This window comes from Pseudonocardia sp. NPDC049635, from assembly GCF_040659795.1.
In the GTDB taxonomy this organism is placed as follows: Bacteria; Actinomycetota; Actinomycetes; order Mycobacteriales; family Pseudonocardiaceae; genus Pseudonocardia.
This window is the reverse complement of sequence record NZ_JBFAON010000001.1, coordinates 508,761-526,591: the sequence shown is the minus strand read 5'-3', so window position 1 is coordinate 526,591 and position 17,831 is coordinate 508,761. Positions and strand designations below refer to the sequence as shown.

At 74.2% G+C, this 17,831-nt stretch carries 19 protein-coding genes; 6 read left to right on the top strand and 13 right to left on the bottom strand.

Going from position 1 to position 17,831, the window contains the following annotated elements:
• Window positions 1–59 precede the first annotated feature (59 nt).
• Complete coding sequence (locus AB0J24_RS02435) at window positions 60–941, bottom strand: acyl-CoA desaturase (protein WP_358674382.1); 882 nt, start codon at window positions 939–941, stop codon at window positions 60–62.
• A 310-nt stretch (window positions 942–1,251) separates the two neighbouring features.
• On the opposite strand from AB0J24_RS02435, the gene AB0J24_RS02430 reads away from it, so the two are divergent.
• The gene (locus AB0J24_RS02430) at window positions 1,252–2,154 is read left to right on the top strand and encodes an oxaloacetate decarboxylase (protein WP_358674179.1); all 903 of its coding nucleotides are present in this window, start codon (window positions 1,252–1,254) and stop codon (window positions 2,152–2,154) included.
• 404 nt (window positions 2,155–2,558) lie between these two features.
• Window positions 2,559–2,981, top strand: coding sequence for an STAS domain-containing protein (locus AB0J24_RS02425; RefSeq protein ID WP_358674176.1), 423 nt, complete (start codon window positions 2,559–2,561; stop codon window positions 2,979–2,981).
• 111 nt (window positions 2,982–3,092) lie between these two features.
• On the opposite strand, the gene AB0J24_RS02420 is transcribed toward AB0J24_RS02425, so the two are convergent.
• The gene (locus AB0J24_RS02420; protein ID WP_358674173.1) at window positions 3,093–3,890 is read right to left on the bottom strand and encodes a TIM barrel protein; all 798 of its coding nucleotides are present in this window, start codon (window positions 3,888–3,890) and stop codon (window positions 3,093–3,095) included.
• A 113-nt stretch (window positions 3,891–4,003) separates the two neighbouring features.
• On the opposite strand from AB0J24_RS02420, the gene AB0J24_RS02415 reads away from it, so the two are divergent.
• Window positions 4,004–4,780 (top strand): IclR family transcriptional regulator, encoded by a 777-nt coding sequence (locus AB0J24_RS02415; RefSeq protein ID WP_358674170.1) that lies wholly within the window; start codon window positions 4,004–4,006, stop codon window positions 4,778–4,780.
• Between the two features lie 55 nt (window positions 4,781–4,835).
• Here the strand turns inward: AB0J24_RS02415 and AB0J24_RS02410 are convergent, their stop codons facing one another.
• Window positions 4,836–5,630 carry a helix-turn-helix transcriptional regulator gene (locus tag AB0J24_RS02410; RefSeq protein ID WP_358674168.1) on the bottom strand — a complete coding sequence of 265 codons (795 nt, stop codon included), beginning with the start codon at window positions 5,628–5,630 and terminating at the stop codon, window positions 4,836–4,838.
• Between the two features lie 75 nt (window positions 5,631–5,705).
• Here AB0J24_RS02410 and AB0J24_RS02405 point away from each other — a divergent pair, with 75 nt between their 5' ends.
• Entirely contained in the window at window positions 5,706–5,909 is a 204-nt protein-coding gene (locus AB0J24_RS02405; RefSeq protein ID WP_358674165.1) for a hypothetical protein, read from the top strand.
• A 15-nt stretch (window positions 5,910–5,924) separates the two neighbouring features.
• On the opposite strand, the gene AB0J24_RS02400 is transcribed toward AB0J24_RS02405, so the two are convergent.
• The 3 genes from AB0J24_RS02400 to AB0J24_RS02390 all read right to left on the bottom strand — a co-directional run bounded on the left by AB0J24_RS02400 (window position 5,925) and on the right by AB0J24_RS02390 (window position 7,772).
• Window positions 5,925–6,149 (bottom strand): hypothetical protein, encoded by a 225-nt coding sequence (locus AB0J24_RS02400; protein WP_358674162.1) that lies wholly within the window; start codon window positions 6,147–6,149, stop codon window positions 5,925–5,927.
• A 128-nt stretch (window positions 6,150–6,277) separates the two neighbouring features.
• The gene (locus AB0J24_RS02395; RefSeq protein ID WP_358674159.1) at window positions 6,278–7,012 is read right to left on the bottom strand and encodes a PIG-L deacetylase family protein; all 735 of its coding nucleotides are present in this window, start codon (window positions 7,010–7,012) and stop codon (window positions 6,278–6,280) included.
• 19 nt (window positions 7,013–7,031) lie between these two features.
• Complete coding sequence (locus AB0J24_RS02390; protein WP_358674156.1) at window positions 7,032–7,772, bottom strand: DUF4190 domain-containing protein; 741 nt, start codon at window positions 7,770–7,772, stop codon at window positions 7,032–7,034.
• Between the two features lie 209 nt (window positions 7,773–7,981).
• Here AB0J24_RS02390 and AB0J24_RS02385 point away from each other — a divergent pair, with 209 nt between their 5' ends.
• Entirely contained in the window at window positions 7,982–8,830 is an 849-nt protein-coding gene (locus AB0J24_RS02385; RefSeq protein WP_358674153.1) for a CBS domain-containing protein, read from the top strand.
• 3 nt (window positions 8,831–8,833) lie between these two features.
• On the opposite strand, the gene AB0J24_RS02380 is transcribed toward AB0J24_RS02385, so the two are convergent.
• Entirely contained in the window at window positions 8,834–9,103 is a 270-nt protein-coding gene (locus AB0J24_RS02380; RefSeq protein WP_358674150.1) for a hypothetical protein, read from the bottom strand.
• Window positions 9,104–9,273: 170 nt separating this feature from the next.
• A complete protein-coding gene (locus AB0J24_RS02375) occupies window positions 9,274–10,941 on the bottom strand; it encodes an FAD-binding dehydrogenase (protein ID WP_358674147.1) in 1,668 nt (555 codons plus the stop codon).
• Between the two features lie 47 nt (window positions 10,942–10,988).
• Here AB0J24_RS02375 and AB0J24_RS02370 point away from each other — a divergent pair, with 47 nt between their 5' ends.
• Window positions 10,989–11,663, top strand: coding sequence for a class II aldolase/adducin family protein (locus AB0J24_RS02370; RefSeq protein ID WP_358674145.1), 675 nt, complete (start codon window positions 10,989–10,991; stop codon window positions 11,661–11,663).
• Here the strand turns inward: AB0J24_RS02370 and AB0J24_RS02365 are convergent.
• The 5 genes from AB0J24_RS02365 to AB0J24_RS02345 form a co-directional block, all read right to left on the bottom strand.
• Complete coding sequence (locus AB0J24_RS02365; protein WP_358674142.1) at window positions 11,581–12,834, bottom strand: S-methyl-5-thioribose-1-phosphate isomerase; 1,254 nt, start codon at window positions 12,832–12,834, stop codon at window positions 11,581–11,583. The genes AB0J24_RS02370 and AB0J24_RS02365 overlap by 83 nt on opposite strands.
• A gap of 106 nt (window positions 12,835–12,940) precedes the next feature.
• Window positions 12,941–14,302, bottom strand: a complete 1,362-nt coding sequence (locus tag AB0J24_RS02360; RefSeq protein ID WP_358674139.1) for an SMP-30/gluconolactonase/LRE family protein — start codon at window positions 14,300–14,302, stop codon at window positions 12,941–12,943.
• Window positions 14,303–14,378: 76 nt separating this feature from the next.
• Window positions 14,379–15,254, bottom strand: a complete 876-nt coding sequence (locus AB0J24_RS02355; RefSeq protein WP_358674136.1) for an alpha/beta fold hydrolase — start codon at window positions 15,252–15,254, stop codon at window positions 14,379–14,381.
• Window positions 15,251–16,114 carry an SDR family NAD(P)-dependent oxidoreductase gene (locus tag AB0J24_RS02350; RefSeq protein ID WP_358674133.1) on the bottom strand — a complete coding sequence of 288 codons (864 nt, stop codon included), beginning with the start codon at window positions 16,112–16,114 and terminating at the stop codon, window positions 15,251–15,253. The genes AB0J24_RS02355 and AB0J24_RS02350 overlap by 4 nt, the downstream gene beginning before the upstream one ends.
• The gene (locus AB0J24_RS02345) at window positions 16,111–17,700 is read right to left on the bottom strand and encodes an NAD(P)/FAD-dependent oxidoreductase (protein WP_358674130.1); all 1,590 of its coding nucleotides are present in this window, start codon (window positions 17,698–17,700) and stop codon (window positions 16,111–16,113) included. The genes AB0J24_RS02350 and AB0J24_RS02345 overlap by 4 nt, the downstream gene beginning before the upstream one ends.
• Window positions 17,701–17,831 lie beyond the last annotated feature (131 nt).

The window sequence follows — 17,831 nt, the reverse complement described above, 5'->3', positions numbered from 1 at the left end:
GCGTCTGCGCCGGCCAGCCCTCGGGCGGGCCCGCGCAGACGGACGGGCTGCGGGGCGGGTCAGGCGGTGCGGGCCCGCTCCGGGCGGGCGGCGAGCCGGGCGAGTCGCTTCGCGGTCGGCCAGCGCACGTCGTGCGCCCAGCCGAGCAGTTCGAACAGCCGGATGACACCGGCCGAGATGTCGATCTCCCACCGGCCGACGCCGTGGCGTGCCGAGGTCGGGTCGGCGTGGTGCAGGTTGTGCCAGGACTCGCCCATGCTCGGGATCGCGAGGAGCCAGACGTTGGTGGACCGGTCCCGGGCCCGCCACGGGCGTTCGCCGACCAGGTGGCAGATCGAGTTGGTCGACCACGCCACGTGGTGCGACACCGCGACCCGGACCAGCCCGGCCCAGAAGAACGCGGTGAACGCACCCCACCAGGTCCATGTCGCGAGGCCGCCGATCAGGGCGGGTGCCAGCAGCGACACGACGGTCAGTGCGGAGAAGGCACGGTGCACCCGGTCGATGTCCGGGTCGTCGAGCAGGTCGGGGGTGAACCGGCGCTGGTCGGTGAGCGAGCGGTCGAAGATCCAGCCCATGTGGGCGTGCCAGAACCCGCGGACGAGCGCGGCGGGGGAGGTGCCGTAGCGCCACGGCGAGTGGGGGTCGCCCTCGGCGTCGGCGTACGCGTGGTGCCTGCGGTGGTCGGCGACCCAGTGCCGGACGGGCCCCTGGACGGCCAGACTCCCCGCCACCGCGAGGGCGATCCGCAGCGGCCGGGTCGCCTTGAACGATCCATGAGTGAAGTAGCGGTGGAACCCGACCGTCACACCGAGCATCGACACCACGTACATCCCGATCGCGAGACCGGCGTCGAGCCAGGTGAGACCCCAGCCCCAGGCGAGCGGCACGGCGGCGACGAGCGCGATCGCGGGGATGATCGCGAACGCGTAGACGAACAGGTGCGGTACGGGATGGCGGAGCCGGTCGGAGAGATCACGGGGAGCCGCGGGCCGGGTGTCGGTCACGAACGCTCATCGTTCCGGTTCGCGCCACTCGGGGCAGTGGGGAGAACCCCCGGGACGCGGCCGTGACGGTACGAGTCGGCGGGGCCGTGACGTACTCCGGGACGGATGTGGCAGCGGGCATCGTCTCCGCTGTTGTATGCAATCGGTGAGTGTGGCGGACCACGCACCGTACCTCGAGGGGTGTTGTTCGGGGGCCGACCCAGGCAGGCTGTGATCAGTTGTACACAACAATGGAAGGACTGCCGTGGGTGACCTGCTCAGCAAGCCCGGCGACCGACGTGCCAGGCTGCGCGCCCTGCTCGACTCCGGTGAACCGGTCCTCGCGCCCGGGGCCTACGACGCGCTGTCCGCACGGCTCGTCGAGCAGGCCGGGTTCGACGCGGTGTACATGACCGGCTTCGGGTCCACGGCCGGCCTGCTCGGCCGTCCCGACGTGGGACTGCTCGGTGGCGCGGAGATGGCCGCGCACGCCGCCCGGCTGGCCGACGCCGTGGACCTGCCGCTGATCGCGGACGCCGACACCGGGTACGGGAACCCGGTCAACGTGATCCGCACCGTGCGCGACTACGAGCGGGCCGGCGTCGCCGCGCTGCACCTGGAGGACCAGGTGATGCCCAAGCGGTGCGGGCACATGGCGGGCAAGCAGGTCGTCGGGCCCGGTGAGATGACGGCGAAGATCAGGGCCGCCGTCGACGCCCGCACCGACCCGAACCTGTTGATCATCGCCCGGACCGACGCCGCTGCGGTGGACGGCCTGGACGCCGCGGTCGACCGGGCGAAGCGCTTCGCCGACGCCGGTGCCGATCTGCTCTTCGTCGAGGCGCCCACCTCGGAGGCGCACATCGAGCAGGTCGCGTCGGCGCTGCGGGGGCACAAGCTGGTGTTCAACTGGGCCGAGGGCGGACGCACCCCGCCGCTGTCGCGGGAGCGGCTCGCCGAGCTCGGTTTCGCCCTCGTGCTGTTCCCGATCGGCACGTTGCTGGCGGCCACCGCGGCCATGCGCGAGTTCCTGCGGGTGGTGCGCGACGAGGGGACGCCGGCCGCGATCCTCGACCGGCTCGGCGGCGTGGACCCGTTCGCCGAGCTCGTCGGGCTCGCCGAGATCCGGGAGCTGGAGCAGCGCTACCGGGACCCGGAGGCGGGCTGACCGGCACCCGCCACGAGTGGCGGGCGGGCCGACCTCGCCGGCCCCGTGCCTGATGGCCGGGGCCGGCGGTCCCGAATGCGCCGGCCCCGGCCATGGGGCGCCACCCGCCCGCTCCCCAGCGACGGGTGGTGGTTCGTGCGTGCGCCGGTCGCGAGGCCGACCCGACAAGGGTGACGCGGCGCTCGACGACCCAGCAGGGTCGAAGGTCCCCGCCGGTCCGGGACGCTCGTGTCCAGCTCGGCAGGCAGTGATGTATATCACGTAGCGTGCCCTTCGGGCCAGCGGACCGGCAGGGCCCACCGCCGGATCGATCCAGCGTCCAGCGCCGGTGTAACCGGGTGGTGACCGGGAAGTCCGCCGGTACACGGTCCGCCGGTGGACCGTGCGACGAGGAGGAGGACGACGTGCGGAACGACCCGGTGACCGGGCTCGCCGTCGAGACGGCCGCCCCGGGGGTCCGCCTGGTCCGGGTGACCGGCCGGCTGGACCGTCAGGGCGCGGAGGCGATCGGCCGGATGATCGACGCGCAGCGCGCGTGCGGCACCGCTCCGGCCCACGTGGTGCTGGATCTGGGCGGGGTCAGTGAGTTCGACGGTGCCGCGACCGAGGAACTGGGCGGGGTCGCGGCCCGCTCCCGGGAGGACGGCGTGCGGGTGCACCTCGCCGGCTGCGGTGGCCGGGCGGAGCTGCTGCCGCTACGCGCGCATCGGGTGCTGCTGCGGTGCAGCGCCTTCCCCTCGGCCGAAGCGGCTGTGCGTGAGCTCACCGCGCACGCTCGGGTGCCCCGGCCCCGGGATCGGGTCGCCGGGGTGGCACCGACCGGGTGAGGCTCGCGCTACGCGGGTGACCGGCGCGACGGTGGGGCCCGGCGTCGCGCAGCAGGCCCGATCCCGGACCCGGACTCGGACTCTGCGGGTCGGTCAGGTGTCGGTCGGGTGTCAGGCGCTCAGCCAGCCGAACGGGTCGGCGGTCACCGGGCGGTACTCCAGGCTGATCCGGCCGCGGTACCCGGCGGCGTGGACCCGTTCGATCAGGGCCGCGATCGGGAGCTTCCCGGTGCCGGGCTCGCCGCGGCCGGGTGCGTCCGCGATCTGGACGTGCCCGATCCGGTCGGCGTAGCGGTCGATCGCAGCCGCCGGGTCGTCGCCGTTGACAGCGAGGTGGTAGATGTCGAGCAGCAGGCGGACCTCGCCGGACCCGGTCCGGTCGAGCGCGGCGACGGCGTCGGCGGCCGTCCGCAACGGGTAGCGGTCGATCCCGCTGACGGGTTCGAGCAGTGCGACGGCGCCGATCCGGGCGGCGGCCCGCCCGGCCAGTGCCAGGTTCTGCGCGGCCACCTCGTCCTGGGCGGCCGGGTCGAGTCCGTCGATACGGTTGCCGTACAGCGCGTTGAACCCGCGGGTGCCGAGCCGGGCCCCGATGCCGACCGCGACGTCGACGTTGTCGGTGAACTCGCCGCGCCGGGCCGGGTCGGACAGGATGCCGCGCTCGCCGGCGGTCATGTCCCCGGCGGTGAAGTTGAGCCCGGACAGGACGACGCCGGCGTCGGACACCGCGGTCACGAACCGGTCGATCTCGGCGTCACCGGGTACCGAGGTGTCGAACGGCCACCAGAACTCGACGGCGTCGAACCCGGCGGCGGCCGCGGCGGCGGGGCGCTCGGCGAGCGGCAGATCCGGGAAGAGGATCGAGCAGTTCGCGGTGAGCGGCAGCGGCAGGGGGGTGTCGGTCGGCATGCCGGTCATCGTGTCCTCCAGTTCGTGACGGTCCGAGGCTCCCGGGAGGCGGAGCCCGTACCGGCCGGGCCGGAGACTGCGCCGCGGATCACCGAGCGGCTAGGGTTTCCGTCATGCGGAACAGCGATACCGGCGACGGCGACACCGCCGTTCCGGTCCGCTCCAGCACCGTGCAGTCGGTGGAGCGGGCGGTCGACCTGCTGGAGGCGATGGCCGACGCAGGCGGGACGGTCAGCCTGTCCCACCTGGCAGCCTCTTCCGGGCTGCCGCTGCCGACCATCCACCGGCTGGTCCGGACGCTGGCCGGTCGGGGTTACGTACGCCAGCAGTCCTCCCGCGAGTATGCGTTGGGGCCCCGGCTGGTGCGGCTCGGTGACGCCGCCGGCCGGCTGGTCGGGGTGTGGGCGCGACCGCGGCTCGCCGAGCTGGTCGACGCGCTCGGTGAGAGCGCCAACCTGGCGCTGCTGGAGGGCAACCAGGTCGTCTACGTCGCTCAGGAACCGGGCCGGCACTCGATGCGGATGTTCACCGAGGTGGGGAGGAGGGTCTCTCCGCACTGCACGGCCGTCGGCAAGGCGATGCTCGCCCGGATGGCTCCGGATCGGGTCCGGGAGATCATGCGGCACACCGAGATGGTGGCGCACACCGACAACACGATCACCGATCGGGAGGCCTTCGAGGCGGAGCTCGACCGGGTGCGGGCCGCCGGGTACGCGCTGGACGAGGGGGAGCAGGAGCTCGGCGTGTGCTGCGTCGCCGTCGCGCTGGAGGGTCCGCTGCCGGCGGCCATCTCCATCTCCGGGCCGACCACCCGGATGACCGACACCCTGCTGGAGTCCGCGGTGCCGCTGCTGCGGGCCGCCGCCGAGCGGGTGGCCCGGGACGCCTGACGGGCCGTTCCGGCCGCGCGCCGCGGCCCGCTCGACCGGCGCGATGGCGGTGCGATCAGCGGTCGGCACGGCCGGCGGGATCGGACAGGTCGGCAGGACCGGCAGAGTCGATCGGACCGGCAGGGCCGGCGGAGCCGATCGGACCGGCAGGACCGGCAGAGCCGATCGGACCGGCAAGGCCGGCAGAGCCGACGGGATCGGCCGGGCCGGGCAGGTCGGCGCGGTCGGTAGGACCGGCACGGCCGGCGACGAGGCGCAGCGTGTCCCGGTCGGGTTCGGCGAGGGCCATGTCCTGCGGCCAGGACTGCATCACCGACGTCGCCCAGTCGGCCCACCGTTCGGTGACCTCGGAGAGATCCGACAGGTACCGCCCGACGATCGTGTTCAGCGCCGCCCGGTGCGGGAACGGGGCTTCACCACTGAGATAGCCGGCCGCGATCTGCCCGTCGAGCGCGGCCATCTCCCTGGCCCAGCTGCGGGCGGCGGCAAGGGTGGCGAGCAGGTCGGCCCGTGTTCCGTGGTCGGCGAGGAACACCTTCAGCAGCTGCTCGGATTCCAGCACCGGTGGCGCGGCCGGCTCGGCCAGCCAGCGGGCGAGCACCTGCCTGCCCGCCGGGGTGATCGTGTACACGGTGCGCCTGCGGCGTCCGTGCAGTCGCGGCTGCGCCGTCGCCAGCCCGAGCGCGACCAGCTTGCGCGGCTCCTCGTAGAGCTTGCTGGCCGCGCGCGGCCAGAACCGCGCCAGGCTGCGCCGGATCTGTGTGGTCAGCTCGTAGCTGCTCCACGGCTGGACGGCGAGCATCCCCAGCATCGCGAACGACGTCGTGGTCGTCGTCTGACCTCGCACCATGCCGGGACCCTTCCATACTCCCCAGGGGAGTGCTCCCCGTGGGAGTATGTGGTCCGTCCGGGGGAGGGGTGCACGGTGGGCGACGGTGACGAGGGTGCCGGTGGGGCGTTCGGCCTGGCCCTGCTGCTCGTGGTCGTACTGGTCGCGGGGGCCGCGCTGCTGTTGGCGTCGAGCCCGACGGGCCTCGCGCCGGAGCAGGCTCCGGTGCCCGCGGAGGCGGGGTGCCGGAACGGCTCCCCGGGGGCGCTGTTCGGGCTGGTGTGTCCGGCCTCCCGGTGACCCGCCGCGGGCGGCTCAGCGACGGCCGGCGGCCGGCTGCTCGGCGGGGGCCGACCGGCGATGGTGCAGGACGACCAGCGGGCGGACGGAGAACGCGGCGGCCGCCAGCAGAAGCGTGACGGCGGCCGGTGCGACGGAGACGGACACGATCGTCGCCGCGGAGAGCAGGACCATGAGCAGCCCGGCCAGGGCGACCGTCCGGAACTCGACCGGGCGTGGCTCGGGGGCGGCTCGGAACATGGTGACCACCTCCAGATCGACCCGGGGCTAGCCCGTCCCGAACACGCGAGTTCGGTACGGCTAACTCTACTCCTTGTCCCGCCTGCGGGCAAAGGCACCCCGAGACGGGGCCGGTCGAGCCCGTGAGCTCAGCGGGTGTCCAGCGCCCGGAACGATTCGGCGAGCCGCCCGGCCGGCAGCCCGGCCTGTTTCGCCCGTGAGGTGGCCCAGTCCCGGATCAGCCCGTCGAGGTCCGTCATGTGTGCGGTCTGGCTCCGGTGCGCCCGCAGCGCCGCCATCTTGCGTTCGAACGTGCCGGTGATGTCGACGTGCCGGGCCGTGTCCGGGGCACCGGGCGCGCCGCCGGTCACCCAGACCTCCCCGACGGTGTGCGCGGCGAACCCGGCCTCGGCGAGCTCGGGATGCGCCCACGGGTTGCGGGCGTCCGGGTAGACCGCGCACAGCGCGGCCTCACCGGTGGCGGTGTGGTCGGGATGGCTGCCGTACATGCTGTCCAGGTCGCGCACCGGGGACGGCACGACGACCCGGTCCGGTCGCACCTGCCGGATCACCCGGGCGAGATCCCGGCGCAGCTCCAGGGTGACCGTCAGCCGTCCGTCGGGATAGCCGAGGAAGAGCAGGTCACTCACCCCGGCGACGGCCGCCGCGGCGCGCTGCTCGGATCGCCGGATGCCGCCGATCTCCGAACGCGGCACGGCCGGGTCGAACCCGCCGGCGTCGCCGTCGGTCACCAGGCAGTAGGTCACCTCGACACCGGCGTCGGTCCAGACCGCGACCGTGCCCGCGCAGGAGAAGTCGATGTCGTCGGGGTGCGCGGCGATCACGAGTGCGCGGTCGATCTGGGAGTGCTCGTCGTCGGTCACCCCGACATCATCTCCCGGCTCAGGTTCCGTCGAGCCGGTCGCTCTCCTGCTGCAGCCGCTCCTCCCACTGTTGCTGGCACTGCTGGACCGCCGCCGGGTCGCCGCCTGCCTGCTCGACGCACTCGTAGAAGTCGGTGCCGCCGATGCTGGTGAACACCCCCACCGCGAAGACCGCGAAGGCCACCGTGGCCAGCACGCCCAGCACGCCGAGAACCAGGCCGCTGATCGCGACGCCCTGGTTGGTCGCGATGCGCTTGCGTACCCGGGCGATGCCGATGATGCCCAGCGCGATCGCGACCAGGCCGAACAGACCGCCGACCAGGATCCAGAAGGTCAGCAACCCGAGGATGCCGAAGACCAGCGCGGCGATGCCGACGCCGTTGCGCGGCGGGGCGCCGACCGGCCCGCCGGGACCGGGCTGGCCACCACCCGGGAACTGGTCGGGTCGCTGGGGGTAGCTGCCGTAGGCGGGCTGGCCGTAGGGCTGTTGCTGACCGTAGGGCTGCTCGTACCCAGGTTGCTGCGCCTGGCCGGGTTGCTGGCCGTATCCCGGCTGCGGCGCGTATCCGGGGTGCTGTCCGTATCCGGGTTGTGGCGAGTATCCGGGCTGCTGGCCGTAGGGCTGCTGCTCGTACCCGGGCTGCTGGCCGTGCCCCGGCTGGTCGGGGGCGGACTGCCCGGACGGCGGGGCCTGACGGCCGGGCTGGTCCGGGTCCTGCGGATCCCCCGGCTGGCCCGGGTAGGGCGGTGGGCTGCTCACGCTGGTCCTTCCCCGATCCGCACCGGCCGGAGGGACCGCCGCGGATGGCGCTGGGTGATGCTGTCGTCGTCGATCATCCCGGCGTGCCCGCCGCCGGTCCAGGTGAAACGCCCGTCGGTGCGGCGGGGCCCCCGGGTCGTGGCGCTGCCGGGCCCGGCGCCCGGATCGGGCGTTCCGCACCGGTACGGCCGCGCGGCTACCGTCGGAGCATGGTGCTGCGAGCGCGGGATGTCATGACCGAACGCGTCGTCACCGTGTGGGCGGACGCACCGCTCGCCCGGGCGCAGGAGCGGATGGCGGAGTCGCGCTACTCCGCTCTGCCGGTGGTGGACCGCCGGTTCTCGCTGGTCGGGATCATCAGCCTGGTCGACGTGCTGCGGTACCGGGCGGACCCGGCGGCGACGGTCGGCGACGCGATGACCGAGCAGGTCGTGACGGTGCTGCCGACCACCAACGTCTCGATCATCGCGCACCGGATGCGGGTCTACGGCGAGCTGCGGCTGGTCCCGGTCGTCGACCGTGGCGTGCTGGTCGGTGTGATCACCCGCAGCGACCTGCTGCGGCACCGGCTGGCCGGCGGTCTGCTGCGCCGGACCGCCCGCCGGTTCGGCGGAGCCGGGCTGATCGGCCCGCTGCCCGAGGCGATGATGCCACGGGGAGCGGGCCGGGTCGGTGGCCGTCCGCTCTCCTCGCTGCGGGTCGCCGACGTCATGACCGACGGCGGGCTCGTCGCGATCCCGCCGACGCTGGCCCTCGACGACGCGGCCGAGGTGCTGCTGTCGTACCGGTTCACCGCGGTCCCGGTGGTCGACGACCGGGACCGGTTGCTCGGGATCCTGTCCGAGGCCGACCTGATGCACGGCTCGCTGGACGGTGGCCGGCGCACCCGCGCCCGGACCGTCGAGGGCGTGATGACCCGTGACGTCGAGGTCGTCCACCCCGACGACCCGCTCACCGACGCCGACCAGCTGCTGTCGGAGCGGGGCTTCCGGGTGGTGCCCGTCGTCGATCCCGACGACGTGCTGGTCGGCGTGCTCAGCCGCAGCGACCTGCTGTAGGCCTCAGGACACCGGTGTCGCGGGTGCCCGGACGTCCTCGCACTTCTGCGCCGCATCGGCGACCAGTGCGGAGAACGCCACCGGATCCTGCAGCGCCTGCTGCGGCAGCGTCGCGAGATCGAGGTGTTCCTGCACGCAGGCGTACTGCGCAGCCTGGTCGGCCGGGGTCGGCTCCGACGGGGGGACGGGCTGGGCGGCGGCGACGCCCGCGGTGCCTGCGGCGACCACGAGACCGGCCGCGACGACGGCGGCGGCGCGCACGAGGGTCCTCACGATGCTCCTGCTTCCTGCGCCTTCCGGCGCGGTACGGGGACGTGCCGCGTCGTCGGGGAGCGGTCGTCCCCGGCGTCCGCGTGAACCGCGGTCCCCGGATCCTGTCCGGCCGCGGGCGCCCCGGCGCGCGGTGTGACCCGGACGCGTGACACCCGTGCGGGTCAGCTGGCTCAGGTCGCCAGTGCGATCGCCCGCCCTGCCTGCCTGCCGGAGAACAGGCACCCGCCGAGGAACGTGCCCTCCAGGGCGCGGTAGCCGTGCACGCCCCCGCCGCCGAAGCCGGCGACCTCCCCGGCCGCCCAGAGCCCCGGCACGGGTGAGCCGGCGGCGTCGAGCACCCGCCCGGCCAGATCGGTCTGCAGGCCGCCGAGCGTCTTGCGGGTCAGCACGTGCAGCCGGACCGCGATCAGCGGGCCGGCCGAGGGATCGAGCAGCGCGTGCGGCGGCGCCGTGCGGGCCAGCTTCTCGCCGAGCGTGCGGCGGGCGTTGTGGATCGCCATCACCTGCAGGTCCTTCGCGAACCCGTTGCCGAGCTGCCGGTCCCGGGCGACGACCTGACGGCGGATCACCTCGACGTCCAGCTCGGGGGAGCCGCCGGTGAGCCGGTTCATCCCGGCGACCAGCTCGTCGAGCGTGTCGGCGACGACGAAGTCCGCGCCGCGCTCGGTGAACGCCTCCACCGGCGCGGTCGCACCGGGCCGGATCCGGCCGAGCGTCGCGCGCAGGTCCTTGCCGGTGACGTCCGGGTTCTGCTCGGACCCGGACAGCGCGAACTCCTTCTCGATGATCTTCCGGGTGAGCACGAACCAGGAGTGCTCGTGCCCGGTCGTACGGAGCGCGGCCAGGGTGCCGAGGGTGTCGAAGCCCGGGAAGTTCGGCGCGGGCAGCCGCTGTCCGGTGGCGTCGAGCCACAGCGACGACGGCCCGGGGATGATCCGGATGCCGTGCCCGGGCCAGATCGGGGAGTGGTTCTGCACGCCCTCGGTGTAGTGCCACATCCGGTCCCGGTTGACGATCCGGCCGCCCGCGGCCTCGGTGATGCCCAGCATCCGCCCGTCGACGTACGCGGGGACGCCGGTCACCATGTGCTCGGGCGGGGTGCCGAGCCGTGCCGGCCAGTTCGCGCGGACCAGGTCGTGGTCACCCCCGATCCCGCCGGAGGTCACCAGGACCGCGCCGGCCCGGAAGGTGAAGTCGCCGACGACGTCACGGTTGGTCGGAGCGCCGCGCTCGGCGGTATCCGGGGCCAGGACCCGGCCGTGCACCCCGTCGACGACGCCGTCGGTGACGGCGAGCCCGTCGACCCGGTGCCGGAAACGCAGCGTGACCCGGCCGGTGACGGCGTGCTCCCGGACCCGGCGCACGAACGGCTCCAGCACGCCGGGGCCGGTGCCCCAGGTCAGGTGGAAGCGGGGCACCGAGTTGCCGTGCCCGTCGGCGAGGTGCCCGCCGCGCTCGGCCCAGCCGACGACCGGCAGCCAGCGCACCCCCTGCTCGTGCAGCCAGGCGCGTTTCTCCCCGGCGGCGAAGTGGACGTAGGCGGTCGCCCACTGCCGGGCCCAGAAGTCCTCCCCGGCCGGGTCGTCGACGTCGCGGTCGAACGCGGCCGACCCGAGCCAGTCCGAGAGGGCGAGATCGAGCGAGTCGGTGATCCCGGTGCGCCGCTGCTCGGGCGTGTCGACCAGGAACAGCCCGCCGAGCGACCAGAACGCCTGCCCGCCCAGGTTCTGCTCCGGTTCCTGGTCGAGGACCAGCACCGACCGTCCGGCGTCGGCGAGCTCGGCTGCGGCGACCAGACCGGCGAGCCCGGCCCCGACCACGATGACATCGGCGTCCATGGCCGCATCCTGCCGGACGCGCCTACTCGCGGGTAGGGTCTGCCGGCATGTCGGATCCGCACACCGCGCGCGAGACGCTCTGCACCTGGTCCCGCCGGATGGTGCGGGACGGCCTGGTGGTCGGCACGTCGGGGAACCTGTCGCTGCGCTGCGGCCGGCTGATCGCCGTCACCCCGTCCGGGGTGGACTACGAGACGATGACCCCCGACGACGTGGTGCTGGTGACGCCGGACGGCACCGTCGCCGACGGTGGCCGCGCGCCGACCAGCGAGCTGGCCCTGCACCTGGCCGCGCAGGCCCGGCCGGGCACGTCGGCGGTGGTGCACACGCACTCGCCCGCAGCGGTCGCGCTGTCGCTGCTGCGCGACGACGTCCCACCGGTGCACTACCAGATCGCGATGTTCGGCGGCTCGGTGCGCGTCGCCGGTTACGCCCCCTTCGGCAGTGACGAGCTGGTCGCGAACACGATGGCGGCGCTGGGGGAGAGCAGCGCGGTGGTGCTCGTCAACCACGGGACGCTGGTCCTCGGCGAGCATCTCGGCGCCGCCTACGACGGTGCGCGGCAGCTCGAATGGCTGTGCGAGGTCTGGCTGCGCGCCCGGGCCGTGGGGGAGCCGCGGCTGCTGTCGCCGGGCCAGATCAGCGAGGCACTGCGCCGGTTCGCGGTCCAGAGGCAGAAGGTGGCGGGATCGGCGCCGGAGCCCACACCCGGGTCTCGGTGACGATCGCGGTCACCAGGTCGTGCGGGGTGACGTCGAACGCCGGATTATAGACCGGTGTGCCGGGCAGGGTCATCAGGGTGCCGCCGTGCTCGCGGACCTCGTCGGCGCCGCGCTCCTCGACGACGATGTCCGCACCGGTCGCCGTGTCCGGGTCGATCGTCTCCTCCGGGGCGACGATCACGAACGGGATCCCGGAGCGGGCCGCCGCGCAGGCCAGCATGTAGGTGCCGATCTTGTTGGCCACGTCGCCGTTGGCGGCGATCCGGTCCGCCCCGGCGAACACCACGTCCACCCGTCCGGCGGCGATCGCCGCGGGCCCCGCCGAGTCGACGCACAGCCGGTGCGGCACCCCGGCCCGTTCCAGCTCCCACACGGTCAGCCGAGCACCCTGCAGCAGCGGGCGGGTCTCGCAGGCGAGCACCTCGTCGAGCGCGCCGTCGGCGTGCAGCGCCAGGATCGCGCCGAGCGCGGTGCCGCCCGGTCCGGCCGCCAACGGGCCGGTGTTGCAGACGGTCAGCGCCCGCAGCGGGCGGTCGGGGCAGCGTTCGCGGACGAGGTCGGCGGCCCGGCGGGTGGCGGCGGCGTTGATCGTCGCGGCCTCGTCGGCGATCGCGCGGGCGGCGGCGAGCACGTCGGCGGGTGAACCGGCGGGCACGTCGGCCCGGTCGGACGCAGTTCGGGACGCGCCACCGGACGCACTCCGGGACGCACCGTCGGACGCAGTCCGGGACGTACCACCGGACGCACTGAGCCACGCGTCGTCGGACGCACTGAGCGAGGCGTCGTCGGACGCTCTGAGCGACGCGCTGTCGGACACATGTCCGGACGCACTCCCGGGCGCACCGTCGAGTGCCGCGAGTGCGCGCCGGACGCCGATCGACAGCGGTACCGCGGTGGGCCGGGCGGTCGCGATCCGCTCCGCGTCCGCGAGGACCGCGGCCCGGGCGGACGCGGAGCCGGTCCCGTGCAGGTGCGCGGCGAGCGCGACCCCGTAGGCGCCGGTGATGCCCAGGCTGGGCGCTCCGCGGACGGCGAGCGTCCGGACGGCGTCGATCACCCCGTCGACGGTGGTCAGGTGCAGGTGTTCGGTGCGCTGCGGCAGCACCCGCTGGTCCAGCAGCACGACCGCGGGCCCGCCCGCGTCCTCGTCGGCCCACCCCACGATCTGCACCCCGGTGACGGTACCCGGAGCCGGAAGATCACCGTCGTGGTGCACAGGTCCGCGATCCGCGTGGCCGGACGCGCCACGACGGTGATCATGGACGGGATCGGCGGGATCACGACGGCGGGGCGAGCCGGTAGACGGCGCCCGCGTCGTCGTCGGTGATGTAGACGGCGCCGTCCGGGCCCGCGACGGCGGCGACCGGACGGCCCCAGCGCGCCCCGGAGGGGTCCTGGAACCCGCCGACGAGGGTCTGCTGCGGGCCCATCTCCCCGTCGGTGTAGGGGAAGTAGGAGACCTCCGGGGCGCGCGGCGGGTCCGCGTTCCACGATCCGTGCACCCCGGCCAGGGCGCCCCCGGTGTACGGCGCGGGCAGCTCGCCGGAGGTGAACGCCAGGCCGAGCGGGGCCGAGTGCGCGGGGAACGCCTGCTCCATCGGCGCGAGCGACCCGCAGTCGAACTCGCGGCCGCCGGGGTTGAGCTCCGCGTCGGGGACCAACGGCACGTCGGTGAAGTCCTGCGGGCTGCCCTGCACCCCGGGCTGGGTGTCCGGGTCCGGGTTGCAGTACGGCCAGCCCAGGTTCCGGCCGGGCGTGAGCCGCGCGAGGGGTTCGGCGGGGTGTGCGGTCACGTACTGGTTGATGATCTCGCCGAACGACGAGTCGGGTGCGTCGCCGTAGGGCCGGTCGTAGGGATAGGGCACGTTGTCGCGGCCGTTGACGGCGGTCCAGACGGCGCCGTCCGGGGCGACCGCCAGTCCGGTGCCGTTGCGGACCCCGACCGCGAACGGCTCGACCGGCCCACCACCGGGCGGGATCCGCAGGATCGAGGCCCGTGGCGGCGTCGCGGCGAGGTCCTCCACCGAGACGTTGCCGGTGGAGCCGATGGAGACGTACAGCGCGCCGTCCGGCCCGGCGGCGACCGACTTCAGCTCGTGGCCGTAGGCACCGCGCAGGTCCGGGCTGTTCGCATCGGGCAGGCCGTCGGCGGCGACGCGCGGCTCGCTCGCCGCGCCGGCCGCGTAGGCGTAGGAGACGACCCGGTTGCTCTCGGCGACGTGCAGCGTCGAGCCGTCGGGGGAGAACGCGAGCCCGTGCGGCTGGGTGAGCCCGTCGAGCAGGGTGCGCTGTGCGCCGTCCGGGGCGAGGATCAGGACCCGGCCGTCGTCCGGGACGGAGACGAGCAGGTTCCGGTCCGGGGTCCACGCGGCGAGCCGCGCGTTCGGCACCCGGGCGAACACCGACAGCGTCCACCCCGGGGGGACGAGCGCCTCCCGCGGCCGGTCGAGCGGGGCCTGGTCCATCCCGGCCGGGACGTCGAGCGGGACCGGCACCAGATCGGCCGCGGCCGCGGCGACCGGGGCCTCGTGACCGGACACCGCGTTCGTCACCGGGTTCGGGCCGAGCCCGCAGGCCGCCAGCAGGGGCAGGACGGTCAGCGCGGGGAGCCACCCGCGACGCCACGGTGCAGTCCGCATGAATCGGACGGTACGGGCAGTCCGGGCCCGCTGCGCGGTGGCCCGCAGGGGATCGGGTCCGTGCCGTGGCGGCCGGTCACGTGCCGGCGCGGACGTCTCCGGGGACGCCGGTGCGGCGCGCGGTCCGGCCGATGTGCTCCAGGGCCAGCGAGGCGAACCGCTCCGGGACCTCGATCTGCGGCATGTGCCCGACCCGGCCGAACACGTGCGTGGTCACCTGCGGCAGCTCGCGGGCGGCGGCCCGCAGCTGGGAGACCGGCAGGATCAGGTCGCGCTCGCCCCAGACGACCAGGGTCGGTTTCGGGGCCTTCGCCGCGGCCGCGAGCAGCGCGGACCGCCAACCGGCCCGCACCCCGCGCACGGTGCCGAGCTCGGTGATCATCTCCAGGAAGGTCTGCGCGAACTCGGGGCGGGCCGCGATCTCGAGGGCGCGCCGCACGCGCTCGTCGGTGACCAGGGACGGGTCCACGAACAGCGACCGCTCGGTCCGCCGGGCGGCGCGGGCGTCCATCCGGCCGAGCAGGAACCGGCCCAGCAGCGGCACGCCGAGCACCCGCAGCGCGGGCGTCACCTCGGCGCCGAACCCGGCCGGGTCGGCCAGCACGAGCGTGGCGACGCGGTCCGGTGCGCGGGTGGACAGCAGCAGCGCGACCGCACCACCCAGGGAGTTGCCCATGACGTGCGCGGGCCGGGTCTCGCCGAGCGCGTCCAGCGTGGCGAGCGCGGTGTCGGCCAGGCTCGCCAGGCTCGCCCGCCCGGGCGCACGCCCGGAGTACCCGAACCCGGCGAGGTCCGCGGCGATCACCCGGTACCCGGCCAGCAGCTCGTGCTGGGGGTCCCAGTCCTCCAGGCTGCGGCCGATGCCGTGCAGCAGCAGGACCGGTTCACCCGCCGGGTCGCCGGACTCGCGGACCCGGATGCGGGCGCCACCGGCGTCGACGAAGCGGGTCATCGGGCACCCACCGTCCGCTGCACCCGCCCGGCCGAGCCGAGCAGCCGGGACAGCAGCGTCATCCCGCTCACCGGGGCGAGCCGGGCGAGCGCGTCGGGCACCCTCGCGCTCATCCCGATCAGCAGCCGCGGGCGGCGCTTCTCGATCGCCTCGACGATCTGCTCGGCCGCCCGGTCGGCCGGGAACCTCAGCAGCTTCTGGAAGTCCTTCTTGCCCTTCGCGGCCTCGTCGGCCGGGATGTTGACGCCGACCCGAGCCGACGCGGCGATCCCGGTCGCGATGCCGCCCGGGTGCACCGTGGTCACGGTCGTGCCGGTTCCGGCGAGCTCGCCGCGCAGCACCTCGGAGAAGCCGCGCAGCGCGAACTTCGACGCGCAGTACGCCGACTGGCCGGGTGGCGCGATCAGGCCGAACAGGCTGGACACGTTGACCACGTGTCCGCCGGGGCGCGCGGTGAGTGCGGGCAGCAGGGCGTGCGTGAGCCGGACCGGGGCCCGGAAGTTGACGTCGAGCACCCAGTCGAACTCGTCCAGGGTGAGCCGGGCGAAGTCACCGCCCAGCGCGACACCGGCGTTGTTGACCAGCAGCCGGATCTCGGGATGCCCGGCGCGGATCCGGGCGGCGAGCGCGTCGAGCGCGTCGCGGTCGGCCAGGTCGACGGTCTCGGTGCTCACCGACAAGCCGGGGTGCGCGGCCCGGACGGCGCCGGCGACCGCGTCGAGCTTCGCGCCGTCGCGGTCGACGAGCACGAGATCGCTGCCGCGTTCGGCGAGCAGGCGGGCGAGGTGCGCGCCCATGCCGCCGGCCGCGCCGGTGACGACGGCGGTGCCCTCGGCGAAGCGGAACGGGCTGCGGCTCATGACGCGGGCTCCTTCTCGGTGACGGTCGCTGTTGCGGCCACCGCGGGGGAGGTGTCGGCGGCGATCCCGGCGGCCGAGGGTGCGGTGACGGCGGCCGAGCGCTGCCCGACCGCGGAGGCCGGGGTGAGCAGCATGTCCTTCTCCAGGTCGGCCCGGCCGAGGCCGACCGCGTCGAGGAAGAAGTTCTGCCGCAACCGCCACGGGTCCTTGCGGCCCTGCCGCGGGAACAGGTGCTCGGAGCGCTTGACGTAACCGGAGGCGAGGTCGAGCAGCGGCCGGTCCGGGGCGACGGTGGGCGCGGGGGTCGCGATCGCGATCCCCTTGCGGTCCATGTGCGCCAACAGCCGCGGGACGTAGCGGGCGACCAGGTCGGCGCGCAGCGTCCAGGACGCGTTGACGTAGCCGATGCAGAACGCCAGGTTCGGCACGCCGGAGAGCATCAGGCCGCGGTAGGTGACCGTCTTGCCGATGTCGACCTGTTCACCGTCGACCCGGATCGTCATGCCGCCCAGCGGCTTCAGCGACAACCCGGTCGCGGACACGATCACGTCGGCCGGGAGCTCGTCGCCGGAGCGCAGCCGGATGCCGCCGGCGGTGATCCGGTCGATGTGGTCGGTGACGACGGATGCGTCACCGGAGCGGATCGAGGTGAAGAAGTCGCCCTCCGGGACCACGCACAGGCGCTGGTCCCACGGCTCGTAGGACGGCGTGAAGTGCTGGTCCACGTAGGACTCGTCCTTCAGGAACCGCAGGGCCAGCCCGCGCAGCACCTTCTTCACCCGTTCCGGGCGGCGTCGTGCGAGCTGGTAGAAGCTCTGGGTGAGCGCGACGTACTGGTAGCGCAGGATGGTGTGCGCGACCTTCGCGGGCAGGATCCGGCGGAGCCGGTCGGCGATCGGGTCGCGGCTGGGCAGCACGGTCAGGTACGACGGCGAGCGCTGCAGCATCGTGACGTGCTCGGCCTGCTCCGCGAGCGAGGGGATCAGCGTGACCGCGGTCGCCCCGGACCCGATCACGACGACCCGCTTGCCGGTGCAGTCGAGGTCCGCGGGCCAGAACTGCGGATGCACCCAGGTGCCGGTGAAGTCCTCCCGGCCGGGGAACTCGGGCTGGTAGCCCTGGTCGTAGTCGTAGTACCCCGAGCACATGAACAGGAAGTCGCAGCTGTAGCGGCGGGGCCCGTCGGCGGTCTCGGTGTCGACGCTCCAGCGGGCGGTCGAGGAGTCCCAGGACGCCGCGACGACCTTCGTGCCGAACCGGATGTGGTCGCGGACGCCGTACTGGTCGGCGGTCTCGCCGATGTAGCGGCGGATGTCGGCGCCGTCGGCGATCGACTTGGGCTCGCGCCACGGGCGGAACGGGTAGGCGAGGGTGAACATGTCCGAGTCCGAGCGGATGCCGGGGTAGCGGAACAGGTCCCAGGTCCCGCCCAGGTTCTCGCGCCCCTCCAGGATCGCGTAGTCCTTGCCGGGCAGCTCCTGCTGCAGGCGACACGCGGCACCGATGCCGGACAGGCCGGCCCCCACGATGATCACGTCCCGGTGTTCGGTCCGGTCGGGGTCGTTGGACTGTGTCCCGGAAGTCACGGGATGGCCTCCCTGTCGTGGTCGTCTGCACTGACTGGCCTGACCGGCCCAGACCGGTGCTCGACGTCGATTCTGCCCGAAACCTACCGCGGGTAACTTGACCTCGCGCGACAACAACTTAACCTCATGCG